Here is a 24,675-nt window from a genome sequence, read left to right on the forward strand (position 1 = left end):
ATCCGGGGTTCGGGTTTTCAGCTCGAATGCTGTACGAACAACGCGCTTACATCCGACGTCAGCTGGTTGGTGGCGCCCAGGTAATCGATCAATTCTGCGGCACGGCTGCCACGCAGGCCTGCGGCGGTGATCTTGCCGTCGTGCACGTACGTGTACACCCCGGATACCGCGAACGCCTTGAGCTGGGCAATATGCCGAGCCTGCTCGGCCTGCGATTGCTGGAACTCGTCACTCTGGTAAAACCGTCGACGCGCCAGCGGGCTGACGAAGGCGATCTCCAGCACGGCCAGCTGTGCCCGCACCGGTGTCGCCTTATGCGCCACATCCGGGGCCGGTGGGTGCATGCCATCGTTCTCGAAGGGCGCACACAGGTGCAGGCGCACCTTGAGCACCGCATCGCTGGCTGCCAGCAGCGGGCCCAGCTTGTCGCGCAGGTACTGATGCAGGCTTCCCAGGGTACCGCGCGGGCTCAGGTGCAGGTGAATGCGATCGGCCTGATCCAGGCCATTCATGACTTCGTCGCCGGTGCGGTTGACCAGATTGATCGAGCCTTCGGGCAGATCATAGGCCAGGGTTTCCTCGAACATGTTCTGTTCGTCGCTGAACAACAACGAGCTGGCGTCCTGGAACTGCTTCTGGTCAGCCGCAGACAGGAAACCGATCTCTACCCCGCCGTCGAGCTCGTAGTCGCTGATTTCCTGGATACCTTCGGCCAGCGGCCACAGATGGGCATCCTGCTCGCGGGAAAGATGGTGCTGGATGTACAGGCCCAATCCCGGCAGCCGTGCGCACAGCGGACCATGCACGTCGCGCCAGTAGTGGGCGAATATGTCGTGCGGTACCCGTGGTCGACGTTTGACGGTGGTGTAGCTGTTGATTTGGATCATGGGGCACCCGTGGGATTGAAAACAGTGTCTGTTCAGAGCCCGGTGACGCCGCACGGGTTCAACCTGACTGGGTGCAATGACGGGCGAACGGTACGCCGCTAGGGATTGGAAATCCGGTTGACGCTGGTGATCCCGCCGTTCCAGATCATTTCGTAGTGCCCCGCCTGAATGATCGAGGCAACAGGCCTGGGCGTCATCAATGCCCAGCAATGGTTGCCCGGCGAGCGTACAGAATGGTAGAGCAAGCCCGTGGCGCCCAGTTGCCGAACGTGCGCACCCAGCGCATTGGCGGCGCTGTAGTCGTCCGGGGCATAGACCGGGTCTTGCAACGACAGCCCGGTGGCATCGCGGCAAGCGGCATCATTGAAAGCGCAGACCAGGCTGCGGAAGACGAAACGCTCGTAGTTCAAGCCGGCCACCTTTGCCCAGTAGCGGTTTTGATGGTGATGCACTTCGGCAATCGCCGTCTCCACCGTATCGGCCAGGTACAGCACCCCATAGCTGCCATCACTGAAGCGCGAGCCATCGGCATTCACATGGGTGAACGGCGCCGTGGCGTAGGAACAACCCACGATGCCGAATGGAATCTGATCCAGGGGGATCAGCTGCAATGCGCCGACCTCGTTCTGCAGCCTGGGATTGGTCAGCGCCTGGAGTCGATAGAGCATGTCGAACTCATCGGCATCGGCGACATCGTCGAACAGCGCGATGGGCGGAAACCGCGAGTTCACCAGGCGATAAGCCTGCACGGCAGCACCGGCCACGGCAGGCAATCGAGCGGCCGTCACCATTGCGCGCCACGCAACGCGTCCACCCGACGAAAGGTTTCGTAGAGTGAGATGAAATCGCCCTGGGCCATCACCTCGAGCGGTTTGCGGCCGTTGAAGAAAGCGTTGGCGTTCTCCATGTTGGCAAAGCCATAGACGTTCTCCGGGTTATCGAAGATCGTGCGCAAGGCCGCGTGAATGTTCAGAACGAAGCTGATGCGATGCATCTGGTCCATGTCCAGGCTCACCGACCATTGGGCATCGCCCTGCCGGCCACGGCTATAGGTGCTGCGCGAGATGCGCAGGATCTTGCAGGCCTGCTCGCCCGACGCATTCCATTTGTCCAGAATGCGCAAGGCGGTGCGCAGACCCGCCACGCATTGGTCGCGGGTGAACTCGGCGGTTTGCAGCGAGGCAGTCATGGTCAGGCCCTTTTTCTAATCTACAGAGTAGATATTAGCACTTATAGGTCTGCAGAATCAATATTCGCACCTTATGTCCGGATATAAGCTCATGGCGATGGGAGCTTGTCGATGTCATCCAGTGCCCGGTAGACCTCATCCACCCCGTGCTGCCAGGCTTCGCGCGGCAGCGGCCACGCCTCGAGGCGCTGCTGCAGGTGCTCTGCGGCATCGGCCAGCATCAGCGCGCCCGCCATGCGCGCGGCCCCCTCCATGCGATGGGCCAGGCCGATGGCCGCCTGCAGACGCTGCTCCTGCAAGGCCTGGGTCAGCTCGCGCAAATCGTCTCGACAGGTCGTTACCAGAAGCTGCTCGAGCGTTCGCCGGGTCGCTGCATCTAGTGCTGGCGCAAGCGGCGCCACCGATCGCTCGGCGACCCGCAGGAATTGGCCGCAGACCCGTGCCAGCTCCGACAGCTGCAAGGGCTTGAGCAACACATCGTTCATGCCGCTGGCATAGCAGCGCTGCACGTGCTCGGGATCACTGGCGGCGGAAATGGCGACGATGGGAAGGTGCCCGTAGCCGCCGGGTATCTGCCGGATCTTGCGGGCCAGTGCGTAGCCATCAAGGTCCGGCAGCTGGCAATCCAGCAATACCAGACCCAGATCGTCATGCGCACTGAGGGTGCCCAGCGCCTGCGTACCACTCCCGACCACTTCGCAGCAATAGCCCAGCAATTCCAGTTGCTGAGCGATGACGCGTTGGTTGAGCACATGGTCTTCGACCACCAGTACCGTCTTGCGCAGCGCCACCAACGTGTCCACCGCAGCGGCAGGCAGCGCCGTTGCCAGTGTCGGCGACAGCGCTTGCAGCGTCACCGGCAACCGGCAGCTGATTACGGTGCCGCAGCCCACTTCGCTGTGCAGGGCGATGCTGCCACCCATGAGCTGGATCAGCTCGCGGCAGATGGCCAGACCCAAGCCGCTGCCCCCGTAGCGCTCGGTCGTGCTGCCATTGGCCTGGGTGAATGCTTCGAACACAGCGTTGTGGCGATCCGGCGCGATGCCGACACCACTGTCGCTGACGCGGATCTCGAGCCATCCGCCTGCGCCCTTGGCCGTGGCCGTGGGGCGGCATTCGAGGGCCAGGGTGACCTGGCCATGGTGGGTGAACTTGACCGCATTGGAGAGCAGGTTGGTGAGAATCTGCCGCACGCGCAGGCGATCGACTCCGAGCAGCGTGTGATCGAACCCCAGCGCGCGGTAATCCAGGCGCAGGCCTTTACGCTCGGCTTCCAGGCGGTACAGCTCGGCGACGCTGCGGCCCAACGCGGCCAGGTCGGTGGGCTGCAGGTGCAGACGTACCGCGCCGGCGTCCAGGCGCGTGATCTCTAGAATGTCGTCGAGCAGCTCCAGCAGATTCACGGCCGAATCGTTGGCCAGGCCAACCCACTGCTGTTCACGGGCACCCAGATGGCTGCGGGACAACAGTTCGATGGCCGACAGCACCGCATTCATCGGCGTGCGAATCTCGTGGCCGAGCATGGCCAAAAAGCGCGCCATGCGCCGTTCGCTGCGTTGCGCGCGGCGTTGCGCCACGCGGGCGCGGCGGGCCAGCGTGGCGAGCAGCAGCAACAGCCCAAGTCCCACGACGATTTCCAGCCAGTAATACTGCGCCAGGGTCTGCCAGGTGGGCGCGCCGAAATCGGTCTGCGCCAACCAACGGTCATAGATATCATCGGTGGCCTTGGAGGTGAGGCTGTCCAGCGCCTTGTCGACGATGGCGCGCAACAGCGGCTCGCTGGGTGTCACGCCCATGGCCAGCACCACCGGCATGTCGGCCACCACGCCGGCCAGGTGCAGGCGACCGGCATACTTGCGGCGCAACACCGGTTGCAGCACGGCGTCCAGACCGATTGCCACGTCCGCGCGTTGTTCGGCCACCGCGGCCAGGGCCTGTTCGGCATCACCGAGCAACAGCAGGCGAACGTCGGGATGGTGCTGGCGAAGGTAGTGTTCATAGCCACCACCGCCTTTCACCGCCACGGTCTGCCCTGCCAGGCGGCCGGCAGTGAACAGCATGGGCTTGCCGGCGCGGGTGATCGCCACCGTCGCGCCAAAGAAATACGGCTGGCTCAACAACAACTGGCTGCGTGGCTGTGCGTCGAGCAAACGCTCGGACACTGCCGAAGCCAGCATCAGTCGGCCGCTGGCCAGGCCCTGCTGCGTCGCCTGCCAGTCGGGACTGGGCACGCGGACCAGACGCAGGCCGGTGGTGCGCTGGATATGATCGATGTAGTCACGGGTCAGCCCCTGATGCTGGCCATTTTCCACGTACTCGATGGGCCAGTAGGGATCCACCGCATACTCCACCACCGGGTGGTCACGGATCCAGCCGCGCTCGGCCTCGGTCAACGCCAGCGTTCGAGCGTCGAGCGAAGCGCTGTAGCACAGCGCGATCAGGGGAACGACCCAAGCCTTCATGGTGCAGCTGTCCGTGGGGTGCGTACGGGCAGACTATCAGGGCCGTGAGGTGACAGGTTTTTAACGTTTCAGCGGTATTTGAACGATTATTTTCAGCGTTCGAGCCCTCTTCCAACAACCGGCGGCGACTACTACTGGCGCTGCACCACCGCCACCTCGGCAACCGGCGCCAGGCGCGCCGCAAGGTCGACGGACAGCGCCTGAGCCGCGCTCCAGCGCAAGTGAATGGCATCGACGAAAGCGGTCTCGCCGACCTGGTATTCGGTATCGGCGTTCCACAACTGCGCGCCACTGCGATCCAGGGTCTGGCGCAGCGCACTGTCGAACGCGGCCAGCAGGCGACCGTCGCCGTCGTGTTCGGCCTTCCACTGCGGATGCAGCGGAGTCGCCACCACGGTAAATGGCCGCCCTTCGCGCTTGAGACGCTGGGCCAGGCTGTCGAGCGCGGCGAAGCAGGTCGGGTCGAGCGCGTCGGGCTGGCCGTACAGCAGCGCGCGAGAATTGCGGGTGTCCAGCGGGCCGTCGCCGTAACGGTTGAACACCAACGGGTCGAACTCGACCTGCCCGGCGCGCTGGGCCTTGACCGTGCGTGCGTTGCGCAGCAGCGAGCCGGGGGTGAAGTAGCGCATGTAGGGCAGCCAGGCCGAGCCCTGTCCGTACACATAGGCATCGGCGTCGCGGCGGTCGAACACGGCCGCGGCAACCGTGCTGCAACCCGCGAAGTCCAGTGGGTCGACGATCATCAGCACTTGCTCGACGGTGGTTTCGCGGTCCAGCAGCCAGTTGGCGACGTACACCGCCTGGTTGGCGCGCAGTCCGCAGAACGCACCATTGAGTGGCCGCACCCCAGGGGCCTTGTCGGCGACCGTCTGGCCGTCGAAGTGCCGCCACGCGACCGACGAACCCACCACCAGCAGGTTCGGCGCCTGCGCCGGGTGCTCACGCATGAACGAGAGCTTTTCGTCCGCACACAGGCTGTTGGAAAACGCCGGCGGCGGCAGGTTGCCGGTGGCGCGCAGCCCCAGAATCAAGCCGGCGAAAAGCGCCAGACTGCCGAACAGCCCGACACCCATCCAGACCAGGTAGGCAGGGCCCATCGCGGCGCCCGCAGGCGGCGATGCGTGTGGCTGTGCGGTCGTTTGCATCGGTCAACTCCCGGAAAGTTTGCTTTCGATCAACTGAGTGAATTGGCCGACGTTGCGCAACGACTCCAGTTCCGCGGTGCGGAACTTGATGCCGAAGCGCTGCTCGGCGGCGACGATCAGCATCACGTGCATCTGGCTGTCCCAGCCCTCGACCTGATCGGCCGTGGTGTCGCTGCTCAGCACCAGGCCTTCGTCGTCGAACAGGTCACGGAACAGGTCGGTCAGTTCGTGCAACACGGTAGTGGTTTCAGTCATGGCGGATCTCGATGTGATGGTTGAACGTGGAAGACGCGTTCAGTGGGTAACGCCACAGCGTGGCCGGCGAACTGGCATCGGGGTTCGGCGCATGGACGAAGCCCAGCTGCGGATAATGTTCGGCGACCATCGCATTGCGCTCGCTGGGGCGGTATTCGCCGATCAACGCGCTGTAGCCGGCGGTAGCGGCGTGTTGGGCAAGTACCTGCAGGGCCGCCTGTTCGGCCTGGCGGCCCAGCACACGGCAGCTCATCAGCCAGGTGTCGATGAACAGCTCGTCGTCGGCACAAGTGGTGTCGGGACGCGCCAGCACCACGCTGATCAGGCCGATGTCGCCGAACTTGTCGGTCAGGCGCAGGCTCAAGGCGACCGCGCCGGGGGTGTCTGCCAGCTGTTGCACCTGCACCTCGCTGTAGCGCCGCGTGCTGAGGTTGAACTGGTTTGTCTTGTTGATCAGCTGCGTCGCCCGCGCCAGCTCCGCAGTGCCTATGGGCCGCGCCTGCATGACCATTTCCAGGCCCTTGAGGTAACCGGCCATGTCAGTGGCCTGACCCAGCGCCGCCTGGCGTTCACCGTTGGCCCGGTAGGTCTGGACACGGGCGCTGTCGTCGGCAGTGAAGGCAATGGCCTCGAAGTAACCCGCGGCAGCCACCCGTGCCGGGTAGTCGGCGACGTCATCGGGCAGTTCCGGGACCGCCACCTGGGGCAATTCACGGCGCACGATGTCGCGTTCGGCAGGGTTGTCGTCGACGAACACCAGGCTGTCCAGGCCGATGTTCAATTGCTCGGCGATGCGCCGCAGGTTGCTCGCCTTGTCTTCCCAGTTGGCCACGAAGGCGGCGATGTCGCTGCGCTTCAACGCCATTTCCGGATGATCGAACGCCGCCTCGGCTATCTGCATGTCGTTCTTGCTGCACACCGCCAGGATCACACCGCGGCGCGCCAGCTGCGCCGCGTACTGCTGGAAAGCGAGGAAGGCTTCACCGGTGGCACTGCCCTGCCCCAGGTACAGGCCGTCGACGCCGTCGTCACCCACCACGCCGCCCCACAGGGTGTTGTCCAGGTCCAGCACCAGGCACTTGCGCGAGCGACCCACCACTGCGGCAGCGATGCGCGCCAGTTGGTCGCCGTACAACGGTGCCCAGATCGGACTCACCAGTTGCTTGGCCTGATGCCAGCGGACCGGGTTGGCCAGGCCGTCGCCGTACTGGCCGCCGGCCGCACTCCAGGCCAGGTCCATGAGCAACACGCCGTCTTCGCGGGCGGCACGACGGATCTCGTTGTTCAGCCGTTCGAGCAAGGCGCGCGGCGAGCCTGGCACCAGCGCGTCGAAGTGACCGAACAGCGCCGGGGTCGCGGGCACCAGGGTTTGCTGGATGACCTGCGCAGCGTAGCGAGCACGGGCCTGGCGCCAGAGCAGGCGCAGTTCTTCAACCCGCGCCTGCACGGCGTTTTCGGCCTCTTCGGCACTGGCATGCAGGGCGCAACTGGGTGGCGAATCCATGGCGTCGAGGGCGAGCAGAATGACCTGCGGGGCAAACGCCTTCAGCGCGGGATCATCACCGAGCAACGCCTGGCGATACTGGCCATAGGGCGCCAGGTACACCGACACGCCGACCTGACGCTGCAGCGCGGCGACGCGGATACCCGGCAGCAGATGGTCGACGGTATGCGACGCCAGCACGGCCATGCGCAACGCGGTGAAGCCCGGTACGGTTTGTTCACCTTCACCAACGAGCAGCTCGATGCCCTGCTGCGCAAGGCGATCCAGGCGCAGCGTCTGGGTGAAGTCGCGACGGTAGGCGGCCAGCCTCGCCGTTTCATACAGACGCGCCAGAGGATCGCTCAGCGACTTGGCGTGGGAAATCGCCGCACCCAGGTCGGGGTGTTGGGCAAGCCAGGCTAACTGTTCCATGGTCGGCACCTTGTGATTGATCAGAACGGGGCGATTGATCAGAACTGGAAGTAAAGGAATTCGCTGGGGGCAACCGAGAACGCCGTGGCCAGCGCGAAGAAGCCCAGCACGCCGATCCCCACGCCAACGGTGGCGCTGGGTTGCCAGGCACTGGCCGGCACTCGGCGCTGCAACCAGTGAAGCTCCGGCTTGGCGTTGAGGGCGGTGCGCAAATGGCCCATCCATTGCTGGATATTCGGCAGCGTCCAGACGAACGCCAGCAAGGCGGCGATCATGATCAGACTGCGCAGGTGGTTGGCCGCCAGTTGTGCCGGCAGCTCGCTCAAGCCGAGCATGCCGCCCAGTACCGCCAGGGCACTGGCCAGGGTCGGCGCGCGGAAGAACACCATGGCCACCACCACGCAGGTGAAGGTCAGCAGCACGGCCGGTATCCGGTGCATCCAGCGATCACTGTCCACGGCCCAGCCCCGGCGGGCCTTCCAGGCGCGCCAACCGTGCGCCACCACCAGGTAGAAGCCGTGCACCAGGCCAAACGCCACGAACTGCCAGCCCGCGCCGTGCCACACGCCGGAAATGAACATGGTCAGCACGGTCGGATAGGCCACCACCATGCAGAACGTACCCAGGCTCATCTTGCCGCGCTTGGGCATCGGCAATCCTGCCGCCATGCGTCGACGGGCGATGCGCAGCACGATCGGGTTGTAGATGTAGCTGGTGAGAAAGCGGGTCAGGGTCATGTGCCAGCGCGACCAGTAGTCGATGACATTGCGTGCCTTGAACGGGCTGTTGAAGTTGGCCGGCAGGCTGATGCCGAACAGCAGCCCCAGGCCGATGGCCATGTCGGTGTAACCGGAAAAGTCGAAGTAGATCTGCAGGGTGTAGCTCAACGCTCCAATCCAGGCCTCGTGCAGGGCGGGTACGGTTCCGTCTGCCGCCATGGCGAATACCGGAGCGGCCTTCTCGCCCATGGGGTCGGCCATGATGACTTTCTTGAACAGGCCCATCAGAAAGATGCTGGCGCCAATGGACAGGTTGACCAGCCGCGGACGAAAGTTGTCGCCATGGCGAAACTGCTCGAGCATTTCCCGGTGGTGAGTGATGGGGCCGGCAATCAGATGCGGAAAGAACGTGATGAACAGGCAGTAGTTGACGAAGTCATGTTCAACCACTTCGCCGTCATGGGTGTCGACCAGGTAGGCAATCTGCTGGAAGGTGAAGAACGAGATGGCCAGCGGCAGAGTGATGTTCTGCAGTGTCCAGCCCAGACCAAACGCTTGGTTGATGTTGCCGAACAGAAAACCGGTGTATTTGAAATACAGCAACAACGCCAGGTTGGCGCTGACACCCATGATCAACAGTGCTTTGGAGCGCGTACGCAGTAGTTGCCCGGCCAGTACATAGTTGAAGGCGATGCTGCCCAGCAGCAAAGGGACGTTGGCGGGGTTCCACCAGCCGTAGAACACCAGCGACGCCAAGGTCAGCCATATGGCAGCCAGGCGCTGGCGTCCCGTTCCGGCAAGCAGAAAGAACCCCAGCAAGACCATCGGCAGAAATCCGGCGATGAATACCATCGAGTTGAACAACATCGGTAATACCCCACGCGTGGCGCGACATTGAAAAGTCTTTCGGAACAAACGGTCGTCCAGATGCGCACACGGCCAGACGCCCCACGCACATGTCCGGCCGGTGGCAGATTCATGAAACGGGGCAGTAGGAAAACGGTACTTTTAACAGGGCACGAAGAAAGTTCACTGCCCCTGACGAACGGAAAGAAGAATGTCGCAAACTTATGCGCTGCGCAAGTCCTCCAATAAGAAGATAGTTCTTATCGCAAGCCGCCCTGTTAAAGCCGTTGAAATACAGCCAATTAGTTTTTTGACGCGCCTGATTTGGCGCACGGATTCTTGACAGATGGCCACGACAGAACATTGACTCCTATATAAATCAATGACTTACGCAAAACACAAGGCAAATGTAAAATTTTTGTCAAAAATCATGATTCGCTGCATTGACTTACATGCCAGCACCACCTTAAATTCGCTTCAACGCCCATGAAACCTCGTTCCAGAGACTTTCCGAAGGCAAGAAGAGCGTCTAGCCGGTTCCGGTGAAAGCGCCATTCAAATAAATGAAACACCACGCCCACTGCGTTGCATGGACTGGCGGTAGCTTTAACTTCTGATTGACGGATTCAGACTGACGGATCCGGATTGACAGAGTTGAACTCGAAATGGAATGGGGCACAGAAATGTCGAGCACAAGTACAGAACATGCAGAGTTTTCGCCTCGCTTGAAACTCGTTTCAATGCGCTCCGCTGCAGCACGCGGAAAAAAGCATTAACCAACGGGCGGTGCAAACCTCCTCCTCTTTTCAAGCGAAGGCATCCACATGGTCGATACTCGGCAACAACACTCGACAATCCTCATTGATGGCTACTCCTACCTGGAAGTGTTCTCGGGTGCGGAAAAAAGCCCCAAAGAGGGGACGACCATCGTTACCGTGACCTACGGCGATCGCCTGGGTTACCTCGAGCAATTGGTCGGCGATGCCTTGAGCTTTGCAGAAATCGACGAAGTGCTGATCGTCAGCAACGCTGCAACCGCCCCGGTGGACCAGCTCGCCGAACGCTGGCCGGGACGCGTGCGGGTCATACAGCTGGCGGAAAACAGCGGCTCGGCCAACGGTTACGCAGTGGGCATCGAGGCCGCGCTGGCCAATGGCGCCGAGTACATCTGGATGATGGACGACGACAACACGCCAACGCCGGCCGCAGTCGAACTGCTGCACGCAGAGCTCAAACGCCTGGAAGGCGTGCACGGCAGCAGCCAGGTCGCCGTGCTGGGCTTCCGCCCCGGCCAGCAGGAGGACATCGCCCAGGGCGTGCCACTGCGTTTCGCCACGCAGCGGCCTTCGAGCTACTTCGGTTTCCACGTTGCGCAGATCCCTTACAAACTGTGGCGCCGTCGCCCCTGGGGCAAGCGTCGCAGCAAACCGGCGGCCATGCTCAGCCTGCCCTTCGCGCCTTATGGCGGCATGCTCGGCCATCGCAGCCTGTACGAAAGCATCGGCGTGCCGCGCCGCGAGTTGGTCCTGTACGTGGACGACACCGAATACACCCGGCGTATCACTGCCAACGGCGGGCACCTCTATCTGCTCACCGATGCGGTCATCGACGAGCTGGAGGATTCCTGGAACAACAAGGCCAACACTCGCAACATCTATGAATCGTTCCTGCTGGGCAACTCGGATTTTCGCGCCTACTACTCGGCGCGCAACCAGGCCTGGTTCGACAAGCACGTGTGGCTGGCATCACCGTTGATGTACCGCCTGAACCGCAAGATCTTCAATTCGCTGCTGACTTACTTCGCTCGTCGCCGCAATGCCCAGGATCGCCTGGCGCTGCTGCAGCGAGCCATTCACGACGGCGAGAACTCGAAGCTGGGCATGAGTTCGACGTTCCCGCTGCGCTGATGACGTTTTACCCGGATTTTGCTTTGCCCTGATGGACCTGCACACCCCAGGCGCCGTCCCTGACCAAGGATCGCGGACGGCCTGCTGTGCCTAGCTGTTTCCTGCTGTTCAACTTTTCGAGAGTGCGCCCCATGGACAAAACGACTGTTACCAGAATCGGTGTTAGCGGTACCGGCATGATTGCACGCGCGCTGGTTCTGCTTCTGGCCAAACATTACAAGGACGTACAGGTGACGCGGGTCCTGACCCGTCGCCCGGTGCGTGAGCTGGCGAATTTTCCGTTGGACGGCGTACTCACCAACTCGCTCGACGACTTGATCGACCATAGCGACCTGATCATCGAATGCAGCGGCGATGTGTGCCACGGCACCGTGGTCATCGAGCGCGCTTTCAGTGCCGGTCTGCGGGTCATCACCGTCAACGCCGAGCTGCAGGTGACCACCGGTTCGTACCTGGCAGGCAAGGGTTTCATCACCGAAGCCGAGGGCGATCAGCCCGGCTCGCTGGCAGCCCTGCGTGAAGAGGCCATCATGATGGGCTTCGAACCGCTGGTGTACGGCAACATGAAGGGTTACCTGAACCACAACCCCAGCCACGAGGACATGGCCTACTGGTCGTCCCGCCAGGGCATCAGCATCGAGCAGACCACCTCGTTCACCGATGGCACCAAGGTGCAGATCGAACAGGCGCTGGTGGCCAACGGTTTCGGCGCGACCATTACCCGTCAGGGCATGGAAGGCCTGCCTTCGACCAACCTCGACGAGAGCTCGGCCATACTGGGCGCCCTTGCCGACAGCCTGGGCCAGTCGATCGTCGACTACGTGATTCCCAGCGGCTACGCTGCCGGCGGTGTGTTCCTGGTCGGTCGCCATGACCGCGTGCAAAGCCAGGCGCTGCAGTACCTCAAGCTGGGTGCGGGCCCCTACTACGCCCTGCTGCGCCCTTTCCACCTGTGTTCGCTGGAGGTCGGCAAGACACTGCGCCGCGTACTCAACGGCGGCGGCATTCTGCTGAACAACTCGACCAACCCCACCGTTGGCGTCGCTGCCATCGCCAAGCATGCCATGCCGGCAGGCGAGCTGATCAGCCGCGGCATCGGCGGTTTCCAGCTGCGCGGCGAGAGCGTGATCATCGACCGTCACGAGGACCACGTACCGATCGGCCTGATGAGCCACGCGGTCATGAAGCGCGCCGTCGAGCCGGGCCAGATGATCACCTTCGACGACGTCGATCTGCAGCCCAGCCGCGCGCTGGACATCGTTCTGCAACAACGCCGGGGCACTCGCATCCTGGTTGAGGACCTGTCCCTGGTGACTGGGCGCTCCGCTGCACAGCCGCTGTTCACCGGCGCCGAAGCCGTCCTGGGCTGACACGCGCCCCGCTGCAACCACAAGAACCCGCCTCGGCGGGTTTTTGCGTTTCCGGGCCTGCCGAAACACCACTGCTGACTCGGCATGAATCATTGCGAAAGCGGATCAAAAGCGCATGATTCATGCAATTGCGCTGACGCCGTTTAGCGTTTTCGGCATGATTTTGCCTGCGCCGCGCCGTAGCATTGGTTTCAAGGGGTCTGCATTGCGAGCGGTCGGCAAACGCCGACTAGACTCAACCCCAACGCTGCACCCACAACAACAAGATCAAGGGTAGTGACGACGTGAACGACTATCTTCCCCTCAGGCTGCATGTGCCTGAACCCAGCGGCCGTCCCGGCTGCAAGACCGACTTCTCCTATCTGCAGCTGAGCGCCGCAGGCGCTGTGCGCAAGCCCGCCGTCGATGTCGACCCGCAAGCCACCGCCGACCTGGCCGCAAGCCTGGTGCGGGTGCTCGACGAGGACGGCCAGGCGCAGGGGCCGTGGGCCGAAGACATTCCCGAACAGGTGCTGCACGACGGCCTGCGCGCCATGCTCACCACGCGCATCTACGACACGCGGATGGTGACCGCCCAGCGCCAGAAGAAAATGTCTTTCTATATACAGAGCCTGGGCGAAGAAGCCATTGGCAGCGCCCATGCGCTGGCACTGCGCGCCGACGACATGTGCTTTCCCACCTACCGCCAGCAGAGCATCCTGATGGCGCGCAAGCTGCCGCTGGTGGACATGATCTGCCAGCTGTTCTCCAACGAGAAAGACCCGCTCAAGGGTCGCCAGTTGCCGGTCATGTACTCGTACAAAAACGAAGGCTTCTTCAGCATATCCGGCAACCTGGCCACCCAGTTCGTCCAGGCGGTGGGTTGGGCCATGGCCTCGGCCATCCAGGGCGACACGCGCATCGCGTCGGCGTGGATCGGCGACGGCTCTACCGCCGAGGCCGACTTCCATACCGCCTTGACGTTCGCCCACGTCTACCGGGCGCCGGTCATTCTCAACGTGGTCAACAACCAGTGGGCGATCTCGTCGTTCCAGGGTATCGCTGGCGGTGAAGCCACGACCTTCGCCGGGCGCGGCGTGGGCTGTGGCATAGCCTCGCTGCGGGTGGACGGCAACGATTTCCTCGCGGTGTTCGCCGCCTCGCGCTGGGCCGCAGAACGCGCTCGGCGCAACCACGGGCCGACCTTGATCGAATGGGTCACCTACCGCTCCGGCCCCCACTCCACCTCAGACGATCCTTCCAAATACCGCCCTGCCGACGATAGCCAGCACTTTCCGCTGGGCGATCCGATCGCCCGCCTCAAGCAGCATTTGATCGTTACCGGGGTCTGGAGCGAAGAGCGCCACGCCGCCTTGGAAAGCGAGATCGAGGCACAGGTCATTGCAGCGCTGAAGGCGGCCGAACAATTCGGCACGCTGGTCAGTGGTCGGGTCGCAAGCGCCGCGACCATTTTCGAAGACGTGTACAAGGACATGCCCGAGCATCTGCGTCGGCAACGTCAGCAGATGGGAGCCTGACATCATGAACATGCCTACAGAAACACCGGTCGAGAAAGCAAACAGCACGGCCATCATGAGCATGGTCCAGGCCATCCGGTCGGCCATGGACGTCATGCTCGAGCGCGACCCCAACGTGGTCGCCTTCGGCCAGGACATCGGCTACTTCGGCGGGGTGTTCCGCTGCACCGAAGGGCTGCAAGCCAAGTACGGGCGCTCGCGGGTGTTCGACACGCCGATTTCCGAGAGCGGCATCGTCGGCATCGCGGTCGGCATGGGCGCCTATGGCCTGCGCCCGGTGGCCGAGATCCAGTTCGCCGACTACGTCTACCCCGCCTACGACCAACTGGCATCGGAGGCCGCGCGCCTGCGCTTTCGCTCGGCCGGGCAGTTCAGCGCGCCGATGACCGTACGCATGCCCTGCGGCGGCGGCATCTACGGCGGCCAGACGCACAGCCAGAGCCCGGAAGCGATCTTCACCCAGGTCTGCGGTCTGCGCACCGTCATGCCCTCCAACCCCTACGACGCCAAAGGGCTGCTGATCGCCGCGATCGAGAACGACGATCCGGTGATTTTCCTGGAGCCCAAGCGACTCTACAACGGCCCCTTCGACGGCCATCACGACCGGCCCGTGACGCCGTGGTCCAAGCACGCCGCCAGCGCGGTACCCGAGGGCTACTACAGCGTGCCATTGGACAGCGCCGCCATCGTGCGGCCGGGCAGCGAAGTCACGGTGCTGACCTACGGCACCACCGTCTACGTGGCGGTCACCGCCGCCGAGGAGACCGGGATCGACGCCGAAGTGATCGACCTGCGCAGCCTGTGGCCGCTGGACCTGGACACCATCGTCGCTTCGGTGCAGAAAACCGGACGCTGCGTGGTGGTCCACGAAGCCACCCGCACCTGCGGCTTCGGCGCCGAGCTGGTGGCGCTGGTGCAGGAGCATTGTTTCCACCACCTGGAGGCGCCCATCGAACGCGTCACCGGCTGGGACACGCCGTACCCGCACGCCCAGGAATGGGCCTATTTCCCAGGCCCTGCGCGTGTCGGCGCTGCCTTGCAACGTGTGATGGAGGTCTGAATGGGCACGCATGTAATCCGTATGCCGGACATCGGCGAAGGCATCGCCCAGGTCGAGCTGGTGGAATGGTTCGTCAAGGTCGGCGACACCGTCAGTGAAGACCAGGTATTGGCCGATGTGATGACCGACAAGGCGACCGTGGAAATTCCCAGCTCGGTGGCCGGCACCGTGGTCGCCCTGGGGGGCGTGCCGGGTGAAGTCATGGCGGTAGGGGCCGAGTTGATCCGCATCGAGGTCCAGGGCACCGGCAATCATCACGAGGCCCAGACCCCGGTAGCCGTGGACGCAAGCGACGACGTCGAAGTGGCGGTTGCGGCTGTACCGGGCAGCGCGCCGACGAACCCCGTACCGATGGCCAGGGCCGCTTGCAACAAGCCCACCGCCGAAGCGACCTCGCGGCCTCTGGCCTCGCCGGCCGTGCGTCAGCGCGCGCGCGACGAAGGCATCGACCTGGCCGGGCTGCGCGGCACCGGCCCTGCCGGGCGCATTCGGCATGCAGACCTGGACGCATTCCTGAGTGGCAGCCGCACCGCGCAACAGGCGACAACCGGCACGCCGCGAATCGACGAGGAACGCATCCCCGTCATCGGCCTGCGGCGCAAGATCGCCCAGCGCATGCAGGAAGCCACGCGGCAGGTGGCGCACTTCAGCTATGTCGAGGAGATCGACGTTACCGCACTGCTGTCGCTGCGCGCCGACCTCAACGCGCAGTTCGGTGAGAGCCGCGGCAAGCTGACCCTGCTGCCACTGTTGATCCGGGCATTGGTCGTGGCGTTGCGCGAGTTCCCGCAGATCAACGCGCACTACGACGATCAACAGCAGGTCATCACTCGCCACGGTGCCGTGCACATGGGCATCGCCACGCAAAGCGACAACGGTTTGATGGTGCCGGTACTGCGCCATGCCGAAGCTGCCGACCTGTGGTTCACGGCAGGGGAAATCAACCGCCTGGCCCATGCCGCGCGCAGTGGCAAGGCGGCGCGCAACGAGCTGTCCGGCTCGACCATCACCCTGACCAGCCTGGGTGCCCTGGGCGGCATCGCCTCGACACCCGTGATCAACCGGCCTGAAGTGGCCATCGTCGGCGTCAACCGCGTGGTGGAACGGCCCATGGTCGTCAATGGCCAGATCGCGATCCGACAGATGATGAACCTCTCCAGCTCCTTCGATCACCGCGTGGTCGACGGCATGGACGCGGCGCGCTTCATCCAGGCGGTCAAACGCCTGCTGGAGCAGCCGGCGATGCTCTTCGTCTAGCGCTGCTGGCGTGAACTATGCCGGGTAGCGGCGGGTCGACATCCCCATCGACTCACCGCTATCAGGAGCAACCTCCCATGCCACATGCACCACTGATCACCCTCAACGACGGCGTGCAGATTCCACAACTGGGTCTGGGCGTCTGGCAGCTCGATGACGATCAGGCCTACGCGTCGAGCGTGGCCGCCCTCAAGGCCGGCTACCGCCACATCGACACCGCCATGATCTACGGCAACGAGGCCGGCGTCGGCCGCGCCGTGGCCGAAAGCGGACTGGCACGCGACGAGATCTTCATCACCACCAAACTGTGGAACACCGACCAGGGCTACGACAGCACCCTGCGCGCGTTCGACGCGAGCATGGCCAAGCTTGGCCTGGAGCAGCTCGACCTGTACCTCATCCACTGGGCGCTGCCCAAGAAGGCCGCCTACCGCGACACCTGGAAAGCCTTCGTACGGCTCCAGGAAGAAGGCCGCGTGCGCTCTATCGGCGTGTCCAACTTTCATCCCGAACACCTGCAGCACATCATTGCCGATACCGGGGTGACGCCGTCGGTCAACCAGATCGAACTGCACCCCGATTTCGCCCAGATTGAGTTGGTCGAATTCTGCAAGGGCCTGAACATCGTGACCGAGTCGTGGAGCCCACTGGGCCAGGGCGGCGCCCTGCTCTCCCAGCCGGTGCTGTCGCAGATCGCCGAGAAGCATGGCAAAAGCGCCGCCCAGGTGATCCTGCGCTGGCATATCCAGAACCAGCACGTGGTCATTCCGCGCTCGAGCAACCCGGAGCGCATCGCGCAGAACCTCTACGTGTTCGATTTCGTGCTCGACGAGCAGGACATGCAGGCTATCGCCCACATCCCGCAGACCGGGCGGCTTGGCCCCAACCCCGACACCTTCGACATGGGCGCGTGACTCGGGCGCTCGACAGACACACCCCGCAACACCTGTTAAACTGATCGTCTCCCAAAACAACGCTAGATACACCCCACGGCTGCCAAGCCGCGGGGTGTTTGTGCTGATAGGTATTGCATGTCCTTGACCGATATTCGCCGTAACGTACTGGCTGGCCTGACGTCCTCTTTCGCGCTGGTGCCCGAGTGCATCGCCTTTGCCCTGGTGGCCCAGGTCAACCCATTGATGGGTTTATATGGCGCCTTCATCATCTGTACTCTCACCGCGTTGCTGGGCGGCCGACCGGCGATGATTTCCGGCGCTGCCGGGTCGATGGCCGTGGTCATCGTGGCGCTGGTGGTACAGCACGGCGTGCAGTACCTGTTGGCCACCGTCGTGCTCAGCGGCCTGATCATGGCGATTTTCGGCGTGTTGCGGCTCGGCAAGCTGGTGCGCATGGTGCCTCACCCGGTCATGCTGGGCTTCGTCAATGGGCTGGCGATCGTCATTGCGATGTCGCAGCTCGAACACTTCAAGACCCACGACGGCCAATGGCTGCCGTTCGGTGAGCTGGGCATCATGACCGGGCTGGTGGTGCTGACCATGGCCGTGGTCTACCTGCTGCCGCGGCTGACCAAGGCCGTACCCGGCGCGCTGGTGGCGATCATCGGCGTCAGTCTGCTGGTGCAATGGCTGCACCTGCCCACGCGCACCCTGGCCGACATGGCGACCATCGCCGGCGGCCTGCCCAGCTTCGAGTGGCCCAGCATCCCGCTGGACCTGGCGACGCTGAAAATCATTGCTCCCTATGCCCTGCTGATGGCCATGGTCGGATTGCTGGAAACCTTGCTGACCTTCAACCTCACCGACGAGATCACCGAGACCCGTGGCCAGCCCAACCGCGAATGCGTGGCGCTGGGCGTGGCCAATATCACTTCGGGCCTGTTCGGCGGCATGGGAGGGTGCGCGATGATCGGGCAGACCGTGATCAACCTGAGTTCCGGGGGCCGCGGGCGGCTGTCCGGGATCGTCAGCGGGGTGATGATCCTGCTGTTCATTCTGTTCCTGTCACCGCTGATCGAGCGCATCCCGCTGGCCGCCCTGGCCGGGGTGATGTTCGTGGTCGCGCAGCAGACCTTTGCCTGGGGTTCGGTGAGGGTGCTGGGCAAGGTGCCCGCCAACGATGCCGTGGTGATCATTGCGGTGACCATCATCACCGTGTTCACCGACCTCGCCACTGCCGTGCTGTGCGGCATCCTGATCGCGGCGCTGGCCTTCGCCTGGCAGCACTCGCGCGACATGCGCAGCGATGTCCACGACAGCGACGAGGCACGCGTCTACACCCCGCACGGCACATTGTTCTTCGCCTCGACCACGCATTTCCAGGCACTGTTCGATCCGCAGAACGACCCGGACCAGGTCTACATCGACTGCCGTCATCTGCACCTGGTGGATCATTCGGCCATCGCCACCATGGAGAATCTCGCCGCCCGCTACAGCAAGTTCGGCAAGCAGCTCCAGCTGCGCCAGCTGTCCTCGCGCAACCAGCGCCTGCTGGAAAAGGCTCACGCCGCCGTGACCATCGGCTGAGTTCATCTGCGCCGCTCAAGCAGGGTACCTCTGTCCGGCTTTCCTACAAGGCTCGATCCTTGAGCCTTGAGAGTCGCCGGGCGAGGATGGGTCCAGTGCCGCTGGTTGCGGCTCCAGACCCGAGGCGAGGTGCCAAGTGCTTGAACAATACGGATCGTGCCATTGCGACGGGTCACCGGCCCCGGGGGACGCGTCATGAATCAGGACACTCTGGTCGCTGGCGCCGCCGCGGCATCGGGCCTGGCACTGGGTGCGACAGCTTCCTGGCCAGCCTTCGATAACCTGCTGGGCGCGGCACTGGGCGCCTGCCTGGTGATCAGCCGACAACAAGGCGCGAGCTGCACACGGAAATTGACCAACCTGCTGCTGTCCGCCGGTGTCGGTCTGCTGTTCGCGCCGATGGTGCACGATCAGGTACCGCAACTTACCGGGGGCATTGCCGCTTTCGGCTGCGCACTGCTGGTGATTCCGCTGAGCGTGAAGTTGCGAGACTGGGTTCGGCGGCTGGACATCGAGGACATTCTGCGCCGTTTCAGAGGTTCCTGAGCCCGTCAGTTCGAGCGCCGCAGGCTGGCAACTTCCCGTTCCAATTCACGCAGCCGTTTGCGCTCGAGCGCAACCTGGTGAACATGCTCCAGGTCCTGGGCACACAGCCCTTGCAGGGTGGCCAGCACCGCAACCACCGCATCGTCGGCGAGCAGGGTCTGCGGTTCGAGCAGCATGGCACCGCGGCCCAACAGCAACCAGTCAAGGGAAATGCCGTCGGTGCGCGCCAGGTCCATGCACAACGCGTAAGGAATGCTGCAGCGAGCGCGCCAGCTGGCCAGGGTTTGCGGGCTGATGCTCAGGGCCTTGGCCAGCGCTGCGTCGTTGGAAGCCGCCAACAGATGCTTGAGCCGATTCAGCACTTCGGTTGTTTCAGAGGTACACACGTTGGGAACTTCCGCTTGACCCACTCAATTTGAGTATATTAATTTATTCGAATTGCATATAAATATTAACCCTAGTTCATAAATCAAGGATATCCAAGATGCAGCCCTACAACTTACATACATCATAACGAAATTTCCTACATGGCGTGGCTACTCAGACTCAATGTATTTAGCCGGCCGTTGTGCAAAGGCAAGACGCAGGTAGCGCCAGCAGTTCACTCAAGGAAGACTTACTTAAAATTTTGTAGTTGATCCCGGTGTCTCGGTGGTACGAGCGGCGCGGGTCATAAGGTTTGAAGAATGAGCACTTACAAGATGGTTTGCCCTCACTGCAAGAACAGAATGCGCATCCGCACCAGCGAGGGCACCCATGTGTTCCTGCGCGTGGCGTACCTGCAGTGTACGAACGAGATCTGTGGCTGGTCGGTGCGGGCGGAGTTCGAGATGACCCATGAGTTGTCGCCCAGCGGGGTGGCGAACCCTGATATTCATTTGCCCAGCGCGCCCATCGCCCTGCGTCGCGCGGCGAGCAAACCGGCCGAGACGGCTGGCGCCGCCTGACCGTCTGCCTGCGCCGGGCACCCGATCAGGGCGGCCGGCGCCGGTGCAAACAAGCAAACAAGCAAACAAGCAACCATCGGCATGCCCGCGTTGCGCGGGCAGCTTTCGGATGTGTATCAGCCTACCGGCGTCAGCACTTTGCGCTCGTCGTGAAAATAACCCTGAATATTGCTCCACACCAGGTCGCCCATGGCCTGGCGTGTCTCGTGAGTGCCGCTGGCCAGGTGTGGCAGCAGGACGACGTTGTGCAGGTCGATGAGCGCCTGGGGCACATTGGGCTCGTCTTCATAGACATCCAGGCCGGCGCCAGCAATCCGACCCTCGCGCAGCGCCTCGATCAGCGCCGGTTGGTCGACCACGCTGCCGCGGGCGATATTGACCAGGAACCCCTTGCTGCCCAACAGGCCGATGCGCTTGGCATCGATCAGGCCTTCGGTGGACTTGCCACCGGGCACCGCCAGCACCAGCACGTCACAGTCGGTGATCATCGCATCCAGGTCGGCGTAGTACTGGTAGGCGACACCAGCCTTGGGTTTGCGATTGTGGTAGAGCACCTGCATGTCGAACGCCGCAGCGCGCCTGGCGATGGACTCGCCGATATTGCCCAGGCCGACGATGCCGATCTTCTTGCCGCCGATCTTGCTGGCGAGCGGAAACTTGCCTTGGGTCCACTTGCCCGCGCGCACGAAGCGGTCGGCCTCGCTGTAGCGGCGCATCACATCCAGGGTCAGGGCCATGGCCGTATCGGCAACGCAATCATCCAGCACCGCCGGGGTGTTGGTGACCACGATGCCGCGGTCACGGGCGGCATCGACGGCGATCGAATCGTAGCCGACACCGAAGCTGAAGATGGCCTCGAGCTTGGGCAGGCGGGCGATCACTTGGCTGCTGGCGCCCAGGGCACCCGAGGTGACGATCGCCTTGATTCGCTCGCCGTGCTGCGCCAGCCAGGCGTCCTGATCGGGCAGTTCCCAAAAGCGGGTCGCGTCGAAGTGGGTTTCCACGGCCTCCTGCAGGCTGGGCAGCAGCGCGCCAATGATCAAGACGGGAACGTCGCGGGTCGATGGCTGTGTCATGAAACCTCCTGTTTGCATCGTTGGATTTGTTATCGAAGCCAGGCGTGGCGCAACGACGCCACGCAGCCCGTATGATGGACGACCAAGGTCATCGTACAACCTGCTCCAATGTGATTACAACCACACAGGCCTGCATCGCAGACAGCGGTTGTATGCTGAGCGTAACCCACTAGACTGCACCTACCTGCCGATCAAGAAGCCCCTGATGCCAGACGACGCACAGTATCGACCCGCCCTGAAGTCCGACAGTTCGGCCCAGCGCATGGCTATCCTCTTCGTGGCGCTGGTAGTCGTCTCGCTGATCGTGCTGGATGTATGGCAGACCCTCACCGCGCGCGCGCAGGCCATGCATGTCAGCGAGATCACCACGTCCAACCTGGCCCGCTCGCTGGCCCAGCATGCCGAAGACACCATCAAGCAATCGGACACGGTACTGCTGGGCCTGATCGAGCGCATCCAGGTCGATGGCACGGCGCCTGCCGAAGTGCAGCGTCTGCGCAACCTGATGCAGGGCTGGACGCGCTCGATGGAGCAGTTGCAGGGGCTGTTCATCTATGACAGCCAAGGGCGCTGGGTGGCCAGCTCCAATCTCGCAGATCCGCCAGGCATCAACAACGCCGACCGAGAATACTTCCGCTTTCACCAGGACAATCCCGACCCCGGGGTGCATGTCGGGCCGGTCATTCGCAGTCGTTCCACCAACGCCTTGGTGATTCCTGTCTCCAGGCGCCTGAGCAGTGCCGACGGCAAGTTTGCCGGCGTGGTGCTGGCTACCTTGAAAGTGGAATATTTCAACCAGTTCTACGCCGGCTTCGACCTGGACGAGCGCGGGGTCATCGCCCTGCTGCTCAACGACGGCACCATCTTGCTGCGCCGCCCGTTCGATGAGAACGTGATCGGCAGCAGCATGGCCAAGGGCAGGATCTTCAGCGAGATGTTGCCGCAATCCAGCCATGGCACGCTGATGCAGCGCTCGCTGGTGGACGATGTCGAGCGGATGTACAGCTACCAGGCGCTGCGCAATTACCCGCTGGTGCTGGAAACCGCCGAATCCAAGTCGTCACTGCTGGCCAACTGGTACGAGAACCTGCTGCGTTCGGCAGTCTTCGTGCTGGTGGTCGGGATAGCCTTGGGTCTGTGCGCGATGACACTGATCCGGCAGATTCGCCATGGCCTGCGCACCGAGGCGGAACTGCGCAATGCCCACGCCGCGCTGCAGAAGCTGGCGATGCAGGACGGCTTGACTGGCCTGGCCAACCGCCGCCAGCTGGACGCGGCGCTGCCCGACGAGATCGGTCGGGCGCGACGCAACGCCCGCCCACTGGGCGTGATCATGCTCGACATCGACCATTTCAAGCGCTTCAACGACCTGTATGGACATCCCGCAGGGGATGAGTGCATCAAGGCCGTGGGCCAGGCGGTGCTGAGCTGTGTGGGCCGTTCGGGGGACCTGGTGGTGCGCTACGGCGGCGAGGAAATTCTGGTGCTGCTGCCCGAGAGTGACGAGGCCGGTGCCTGGCAGGTCGCCGAGAAGGTACTGCTGGCGGTGCGCGCGCTGGCGATTGCCCATGCGGGCAGCGACCTGGGAATCGTAACCATCAGCGCCGGTGTTCACGTGTGGCGCAACAGCGACCCGGACGTACGCGCGCAGAGCCTGGTGGAAGCGGCGGATCAGGCGCTTTACCGGGCCAAGAGCTCGGGCCGCAACCGGGTCTATCCGTTACAACCGCTGGTGGTCTAGCGCAAGGCCGCTTCAGAGCATCTGCTGGTTGGCGGCCATGGACTCGATGACCATGCTTTTCTGATCTTCGGACAGCGCGTCCCAGATATGCACCTTGGCGTAGAAGCCCAGGCTGCCGAGGATATAGAAGCTCAGCACGGCGATGGTCAGCAGCGTCAACCACGACCAACGGCCACCCTCCTCGGCTTCTTCATAGGTCGAGTAGGCGTTTTCGATGCGCTGATCGCGCATGGAGGCCAGGCTGGTGGTGACGCGTTTGTAGCAATAGGACAGCAACAGCAGAAACAGGCGCAACATGGAAAAAAGGCCTCGGTGGGTGGCGATGTGTGAGCGGCAGTCTGGAAACAGGCGCGCTGGAAACGCAAAAAGCCCGTCTTGGACGGGCTTTTTTTATGGGTAGCGTGCTGTCGACCGGTCAGGCCCCGACGCTTGGGGTGAATTTTAGGCAGCTGCTTGGGCGCTGTAAACCGCACGGAGGCGCAGATGTATGACAACCAAGCCCGCTCGTCTGCGCAATCGCACGGCCCAGAGCGGTGCGCGGTGGCACTGCGGCACGCTGTCACACCGGCTGACATCGCAGGTGTTGGGCCCGGCAATACGCATTTACCGCCGACGCGGCTTGCGCCGCTGCTACAGAGATTGCGGGGAGCTTGGTCCGGCTGCGTCGCACATATTGCCGACGCGGCTTGCGCCGCTGCTACAGAGATTGTGGGGAGCTTGGTCCGGCTGCGTCGCACATATTGCCGACGCGGCTTGCGCCGCTGCTACGGGGATCGCGGTGGGGCTGTTCGGGCTCAGCCACACCGCACAACCGGCGATACGGCTGTGTACCCGTGTAGCAGCGGCGCGAGCCGCGTCCGGATGCTCCGCGCAGCCGCTGATTCCCCGCGCGGCGCTTCTTGCTAGGCTTTTTGCGAAGGCAGCCTTTATCATGGCCACAGTTCCACACCAGAGCCGACCATGAAGTTTGCCATCGCTGTCTATTCGCCCGCCCACTCGCCGGCCTCGCGGCGCGCGCTGCTGTTCGCCCAAGCGGTCTTGGCTCAAGGCCATCAACTGCTGCGGGTGTTCTTCTACCAGGACGGCGTGCACACGGCTTCCAGCAACATCGTCACCGCCCAGGATGAAACCGACACGGCGTCGCGGTGGCGCGCTTTCGTCGTCGAACATCAGATAGACGCGGTGGTGTGCATCGCCGCGGCCCTGCGGCGCGGCGTGCTCGACGAAGAAGAAGCACGTCGCTACCAGCGCCCGGCCGCCAACCTGAGCCAACCCTGGCAGCTGTCCGGGCTGGGGCAATTGCACGAAGCCGCCCAGCAGGCCGATCGGCTCGTCAGCTTCGGGGGACATTGA

General features: G+C 63.3%; 22 protein-coding genes. 11 read left to right on the forward strand and 11 right to left on the reverse strand.

The window, feature by feature from the left end:
* Positions 1 to 17 precede the first annotated feature (17 nt).
* From IFT80_RS07910 to IFT80_RS07945, 8 genes are all read right to left on the reverse strand, one after another.
* Positions 18 to 887 carry an EthD domain-containing protein gene (locus IFT80_RS07910; protein ID WP_192137191.1) on the reverse strand — a complete coding sequence of 290 codons (870 nt, stop codon included), beginning with the start codon at positions 885 to 887 and terminating at the stop codon, positions 18 to 20.
* Between the two features lie 98 nt (positions 888 to 985).
* Positions 986 to 1,678: an RES family NAD+ phosphorylase gene (locus tag IFT80_RS07915; protein WP_122477964.1), complete on the reverse strand. Its 693-nt coding sequence runs from the start codon at positions 1,676 to 1,678 to the stop codon at positions 986 to 988.
* Complete coding sequence (locus IFT80_RS07920) at positions 1,672 to 2,076, reverse strand: antitoxin Xre-like helix-turn-helix domain-containing protein (RefSeq protein WP_122715433.1); 405 nt, start codon at positions 2,074 to 2,076, stop codon at positions 1,672 to 1,674. Before IFT80_RS07920 ends, IFT80_RS07915 begins: the two co-directional genes overlap by 7 nt.
* An 89-nt stretch (positions 2,077 to 2,165) precedes the next feature.
* Positions 2,166 to 4,538, reverse strand: a complete 2,373-nt coding sequence (locus IFT80_RS07925) for an ATP-binding protein (protein WP_192137193.1) — start codon at positions 4,536 to 4,538, stop codon at positions 2,166 to 2,168.
* Positions 4,539 to 4,669: 131 nt separating this feature from the next.
* Complete coding sequence (locus IFT80_RS07930; protein ID WP_192137195.1) at positions 4,670 to 5,683, reverse strand: hypothetical protein; 1,014 nt, start codon at positions 5,681 to 5,683, stop codon at positions 4,670 to 4,672.
* Positions 5,684 to 5,686: 3 nt separating this feature from the next.
* A complete protein-coding gene (locus IFT80_RS07935; protein ID WP_122477958.1) occupies positions 5,687 to 5,938 on the reverse strand; it encodes an acyl carrier protein in 252 nt (83 codons plus the stop codon).
* Positions 5,931 to 7,853 carry an HAD-IIIC family phosphatase gene (locus IFT80_RS07940; RefSeq protein ID WP_192137197.1) on the reverse strand — a complete coding sequence of 641 codons (1,923 nt, stop codon included), beginning with the start codon at positions 7,851 to 7,853 and terminating at the stop codon, positions 5,931 to 5,933. Before IFT80_RS07940 ends, IFT80_RS07935 begins: the two co-directional genes overlap by 8 nt.
* A 38-nt stretch (positions 7,854 to 7,891) precedes the next feature.
* Positions 7,892 to 9,439 carry an MBOAT family O-acyltransferase gene (locus IFT80_RS07945; protein ID WP_192137199.1) on the reverse strand — a complete coding sequence of 516 codons (1,548 nt, stop codon included), beginning with the start codon at positions 9,437 to 9,439 and terminating at the stop codon, positions 7,892 to 7,894.
* Positions 9,440 to 10,242: 803 nt separating this feature from the next.
* On the opposite strand from IFT80_RS07945, the gene IFT80_RS07950 reads away from it, so the two are divergent.
* The 8 genes from IFT80_RS07950 to IFT80_RS07985 all read left to right on the forward strand — a co-directional run bounded on the left by IFT80_RS07950 (position 10,243) and on the right by IFT80_RS07985 (position 19,558).
* Complete coding sequence (locus IFT80_RS07950) at positions 10,243 to 11,325, forward strand: glycosyltransferase (protein WP_122477953.1); 1,083 nt, start codon at positions 10,243 to 10,245, stop codon at positions 11,323 to 11,325.
* Positions 11,326 to 11,501: 176 nt separating this feature from the next.
* On the forward strand, positions 11,502 to 12,695 hold the full coding sequence (locus tag IFT80_RS07955; protein ID WP_244652385.1) for an NAD(P)-dependent oxidoreductase: 1,194 nt from the start codon (positions 11,502 to 11,504) through the stop codon (positions 12,693 to 12,695).
* A 284-nt stretch (positions 12,696 to 12,979) separates the two neighbouring features.
* Entirely contained in the window at positions 12,980 to 14,212 is a 1,233-nt protein-coding gene (locus tag IFT80_RS07960; RefSeq protein ID WP_192137201.1) for a thiamine pyrophosphate-dependent enzyme, read from the forward strand.
* A 10-nt stretch (positions 14,213 to 14,222) separates the two neighbouring features.
* On the forward strand, positions 14,223 to 15,272 hold the full coding sequence (locus tag IFT80_RS07965) for an alpha-ketoacid dehydrogenase subunit beta (protein WP_122478262.1): 1,050 nt from the start codon (positions 14,223 to 14,225) through the stop codon (positions 15,270 to 15,272).
* Positions 15,273 to 16,529 (forward strand): dihydrolipoamide acetyltransferase family protein, encoded by a 1,257-nt coding sequence (locus tag IFT80_RS07970; RefSeq protein ID WP_192057037.1) that lies wholly within the window; start codon positions 15,273 to 15,275, stop codon positions 16,527 to 16,529.
* A gap of 77 nt (positions 16,530 to 16,606) precedes the next feature.
* Entirely contained in the window at positions 16,607 to 17,443 is an 837-nt protein-coding gene (locus tag IFT80_RS07975) for an aldo/keto reductase (protein ID WP_192137203.1), read from the forward strand.
* Between the two features lie 117 nt (positions 17,444 to 17,560).
* Entirely contained in the window at positions 17,561 to 19,012 is a 1,452-nt protein-coding gene (locus IFT80_RS07980; protein WP_185793291.1) for a SulP family inorganic anion transporter, read from the forward strand.
* A gap of 195 nt (positions 19,013 to 19,207) precedes the next feature.
* On the forward strand, positions 19,208 to 19,558 hold the full coding sequence (locus IFT80_RS07985) for a putative holin (RefSeq protein WP_192137205.1): 351 nt from the start codon (positions 19,208 to 19,210) through the stop codon (positions 19,556 to 19,558).
* A 5-nt stretch (positions 19,559 to 19,563) separates the two neighbouring features.
* Here the strand turns inward: IFT80_RS07985 and IFT80_RS07990 are convergent, their stop codons facing one another.
* Entirely contained in the window at positions 19,564 to 19,944 is a 381-nt protein-coding gene (locus IFT80_RS07990) for a helix-turn-helix domain-containing protein (RefSeq protein ID WP_192057036.1), read from the reverse strand.
* Positions 19,945 to 20,244: 300 nt separating this feature from the next.
* On the opposite strand from IFT80_RS07990, the gene IFT80_RS07995 reads away from it, so the two are divergent.
* A complete protein-coding gene (locus IFT80_RS07995; RefSeq protein ID WP_122477941.1) occupies positions 20,245 to 20,505 on the forward strand; it encodes an ogr/Delta-like zinc finger family protein in 261 nt (86 codons plus the stop codon).
* Between the two features lie 116 nt (positions 20,506 to 20,621).
* Here the strand turns inward: IFT80_RS07995 and IFT80_RS08000 are convergent, their stop codons facing one another.
* A complete protein-coding gene (locus tag IFT80_RS08000; RefSeq protein ID WP_192137207.1) occupies positions 20,622 to 21,581 on the reverse strand; it encodes a 2-hydroxyacid dehydrogenase in 960 nt (319 codons plus the stop codon).
* Between the two features lie 205 nt (positions 21,582 to 21,786).
* Between IFT80_RS08000 and IFT80_RS08005 the strand changes: the two genes are divergently transcribed.
* A complete protein-coding gene (locus IFT80_RS08005) occupies positions 21,787 to 23,322 on the forward strand; it encodes a sensor domain-containing diguanylate cyclase (protein ID WP_192057034.1) in 1,536 nt (511 codons plus the stop codon).
* A gap of 12 nt (positions 23,323 to 23,334) precedes the next feature.
* Here the strand turns inward: IFT80_RS08005 and IFT80_RS08010 are convergent, their stop codons facing one another.
* Entirely contained in the window at positions 23,335 to 23,619 is a 285-nt protein-coding gene (locus tag IFT80_RS08010) for a hypothetical protein (protein WP_192055960.1), read from the reverse strand.
* Positions 23,620 to 24,282: 663 nt separating this feature from the next.
* Between IFT80_RS08010 and tusD the strand changes: the two genes are divergently transcribed.
* On the forward strand, positions 24,283 to 24,675 hold the full coding sequence (gene tusD, locus IFT80_RS08015) for a sulfurtransferase complex subunit TusD (protein ID WP_192137209.1): 393 nt from the start codon (positions 24,283 to 24,285) through the stop codon (positions 24,673 to 24,675).

Source organism: Pseudomonas sp. CFBP 8771 (assembly GCF_014841695.1).
Classification (GTDB): Bacteria; Pseudomonadota; Gammaproteobacteria; order Pseudomonadales; family Pseudomonadaceae; genus Aquipseudomonas; species Aquipseudomonas baltica.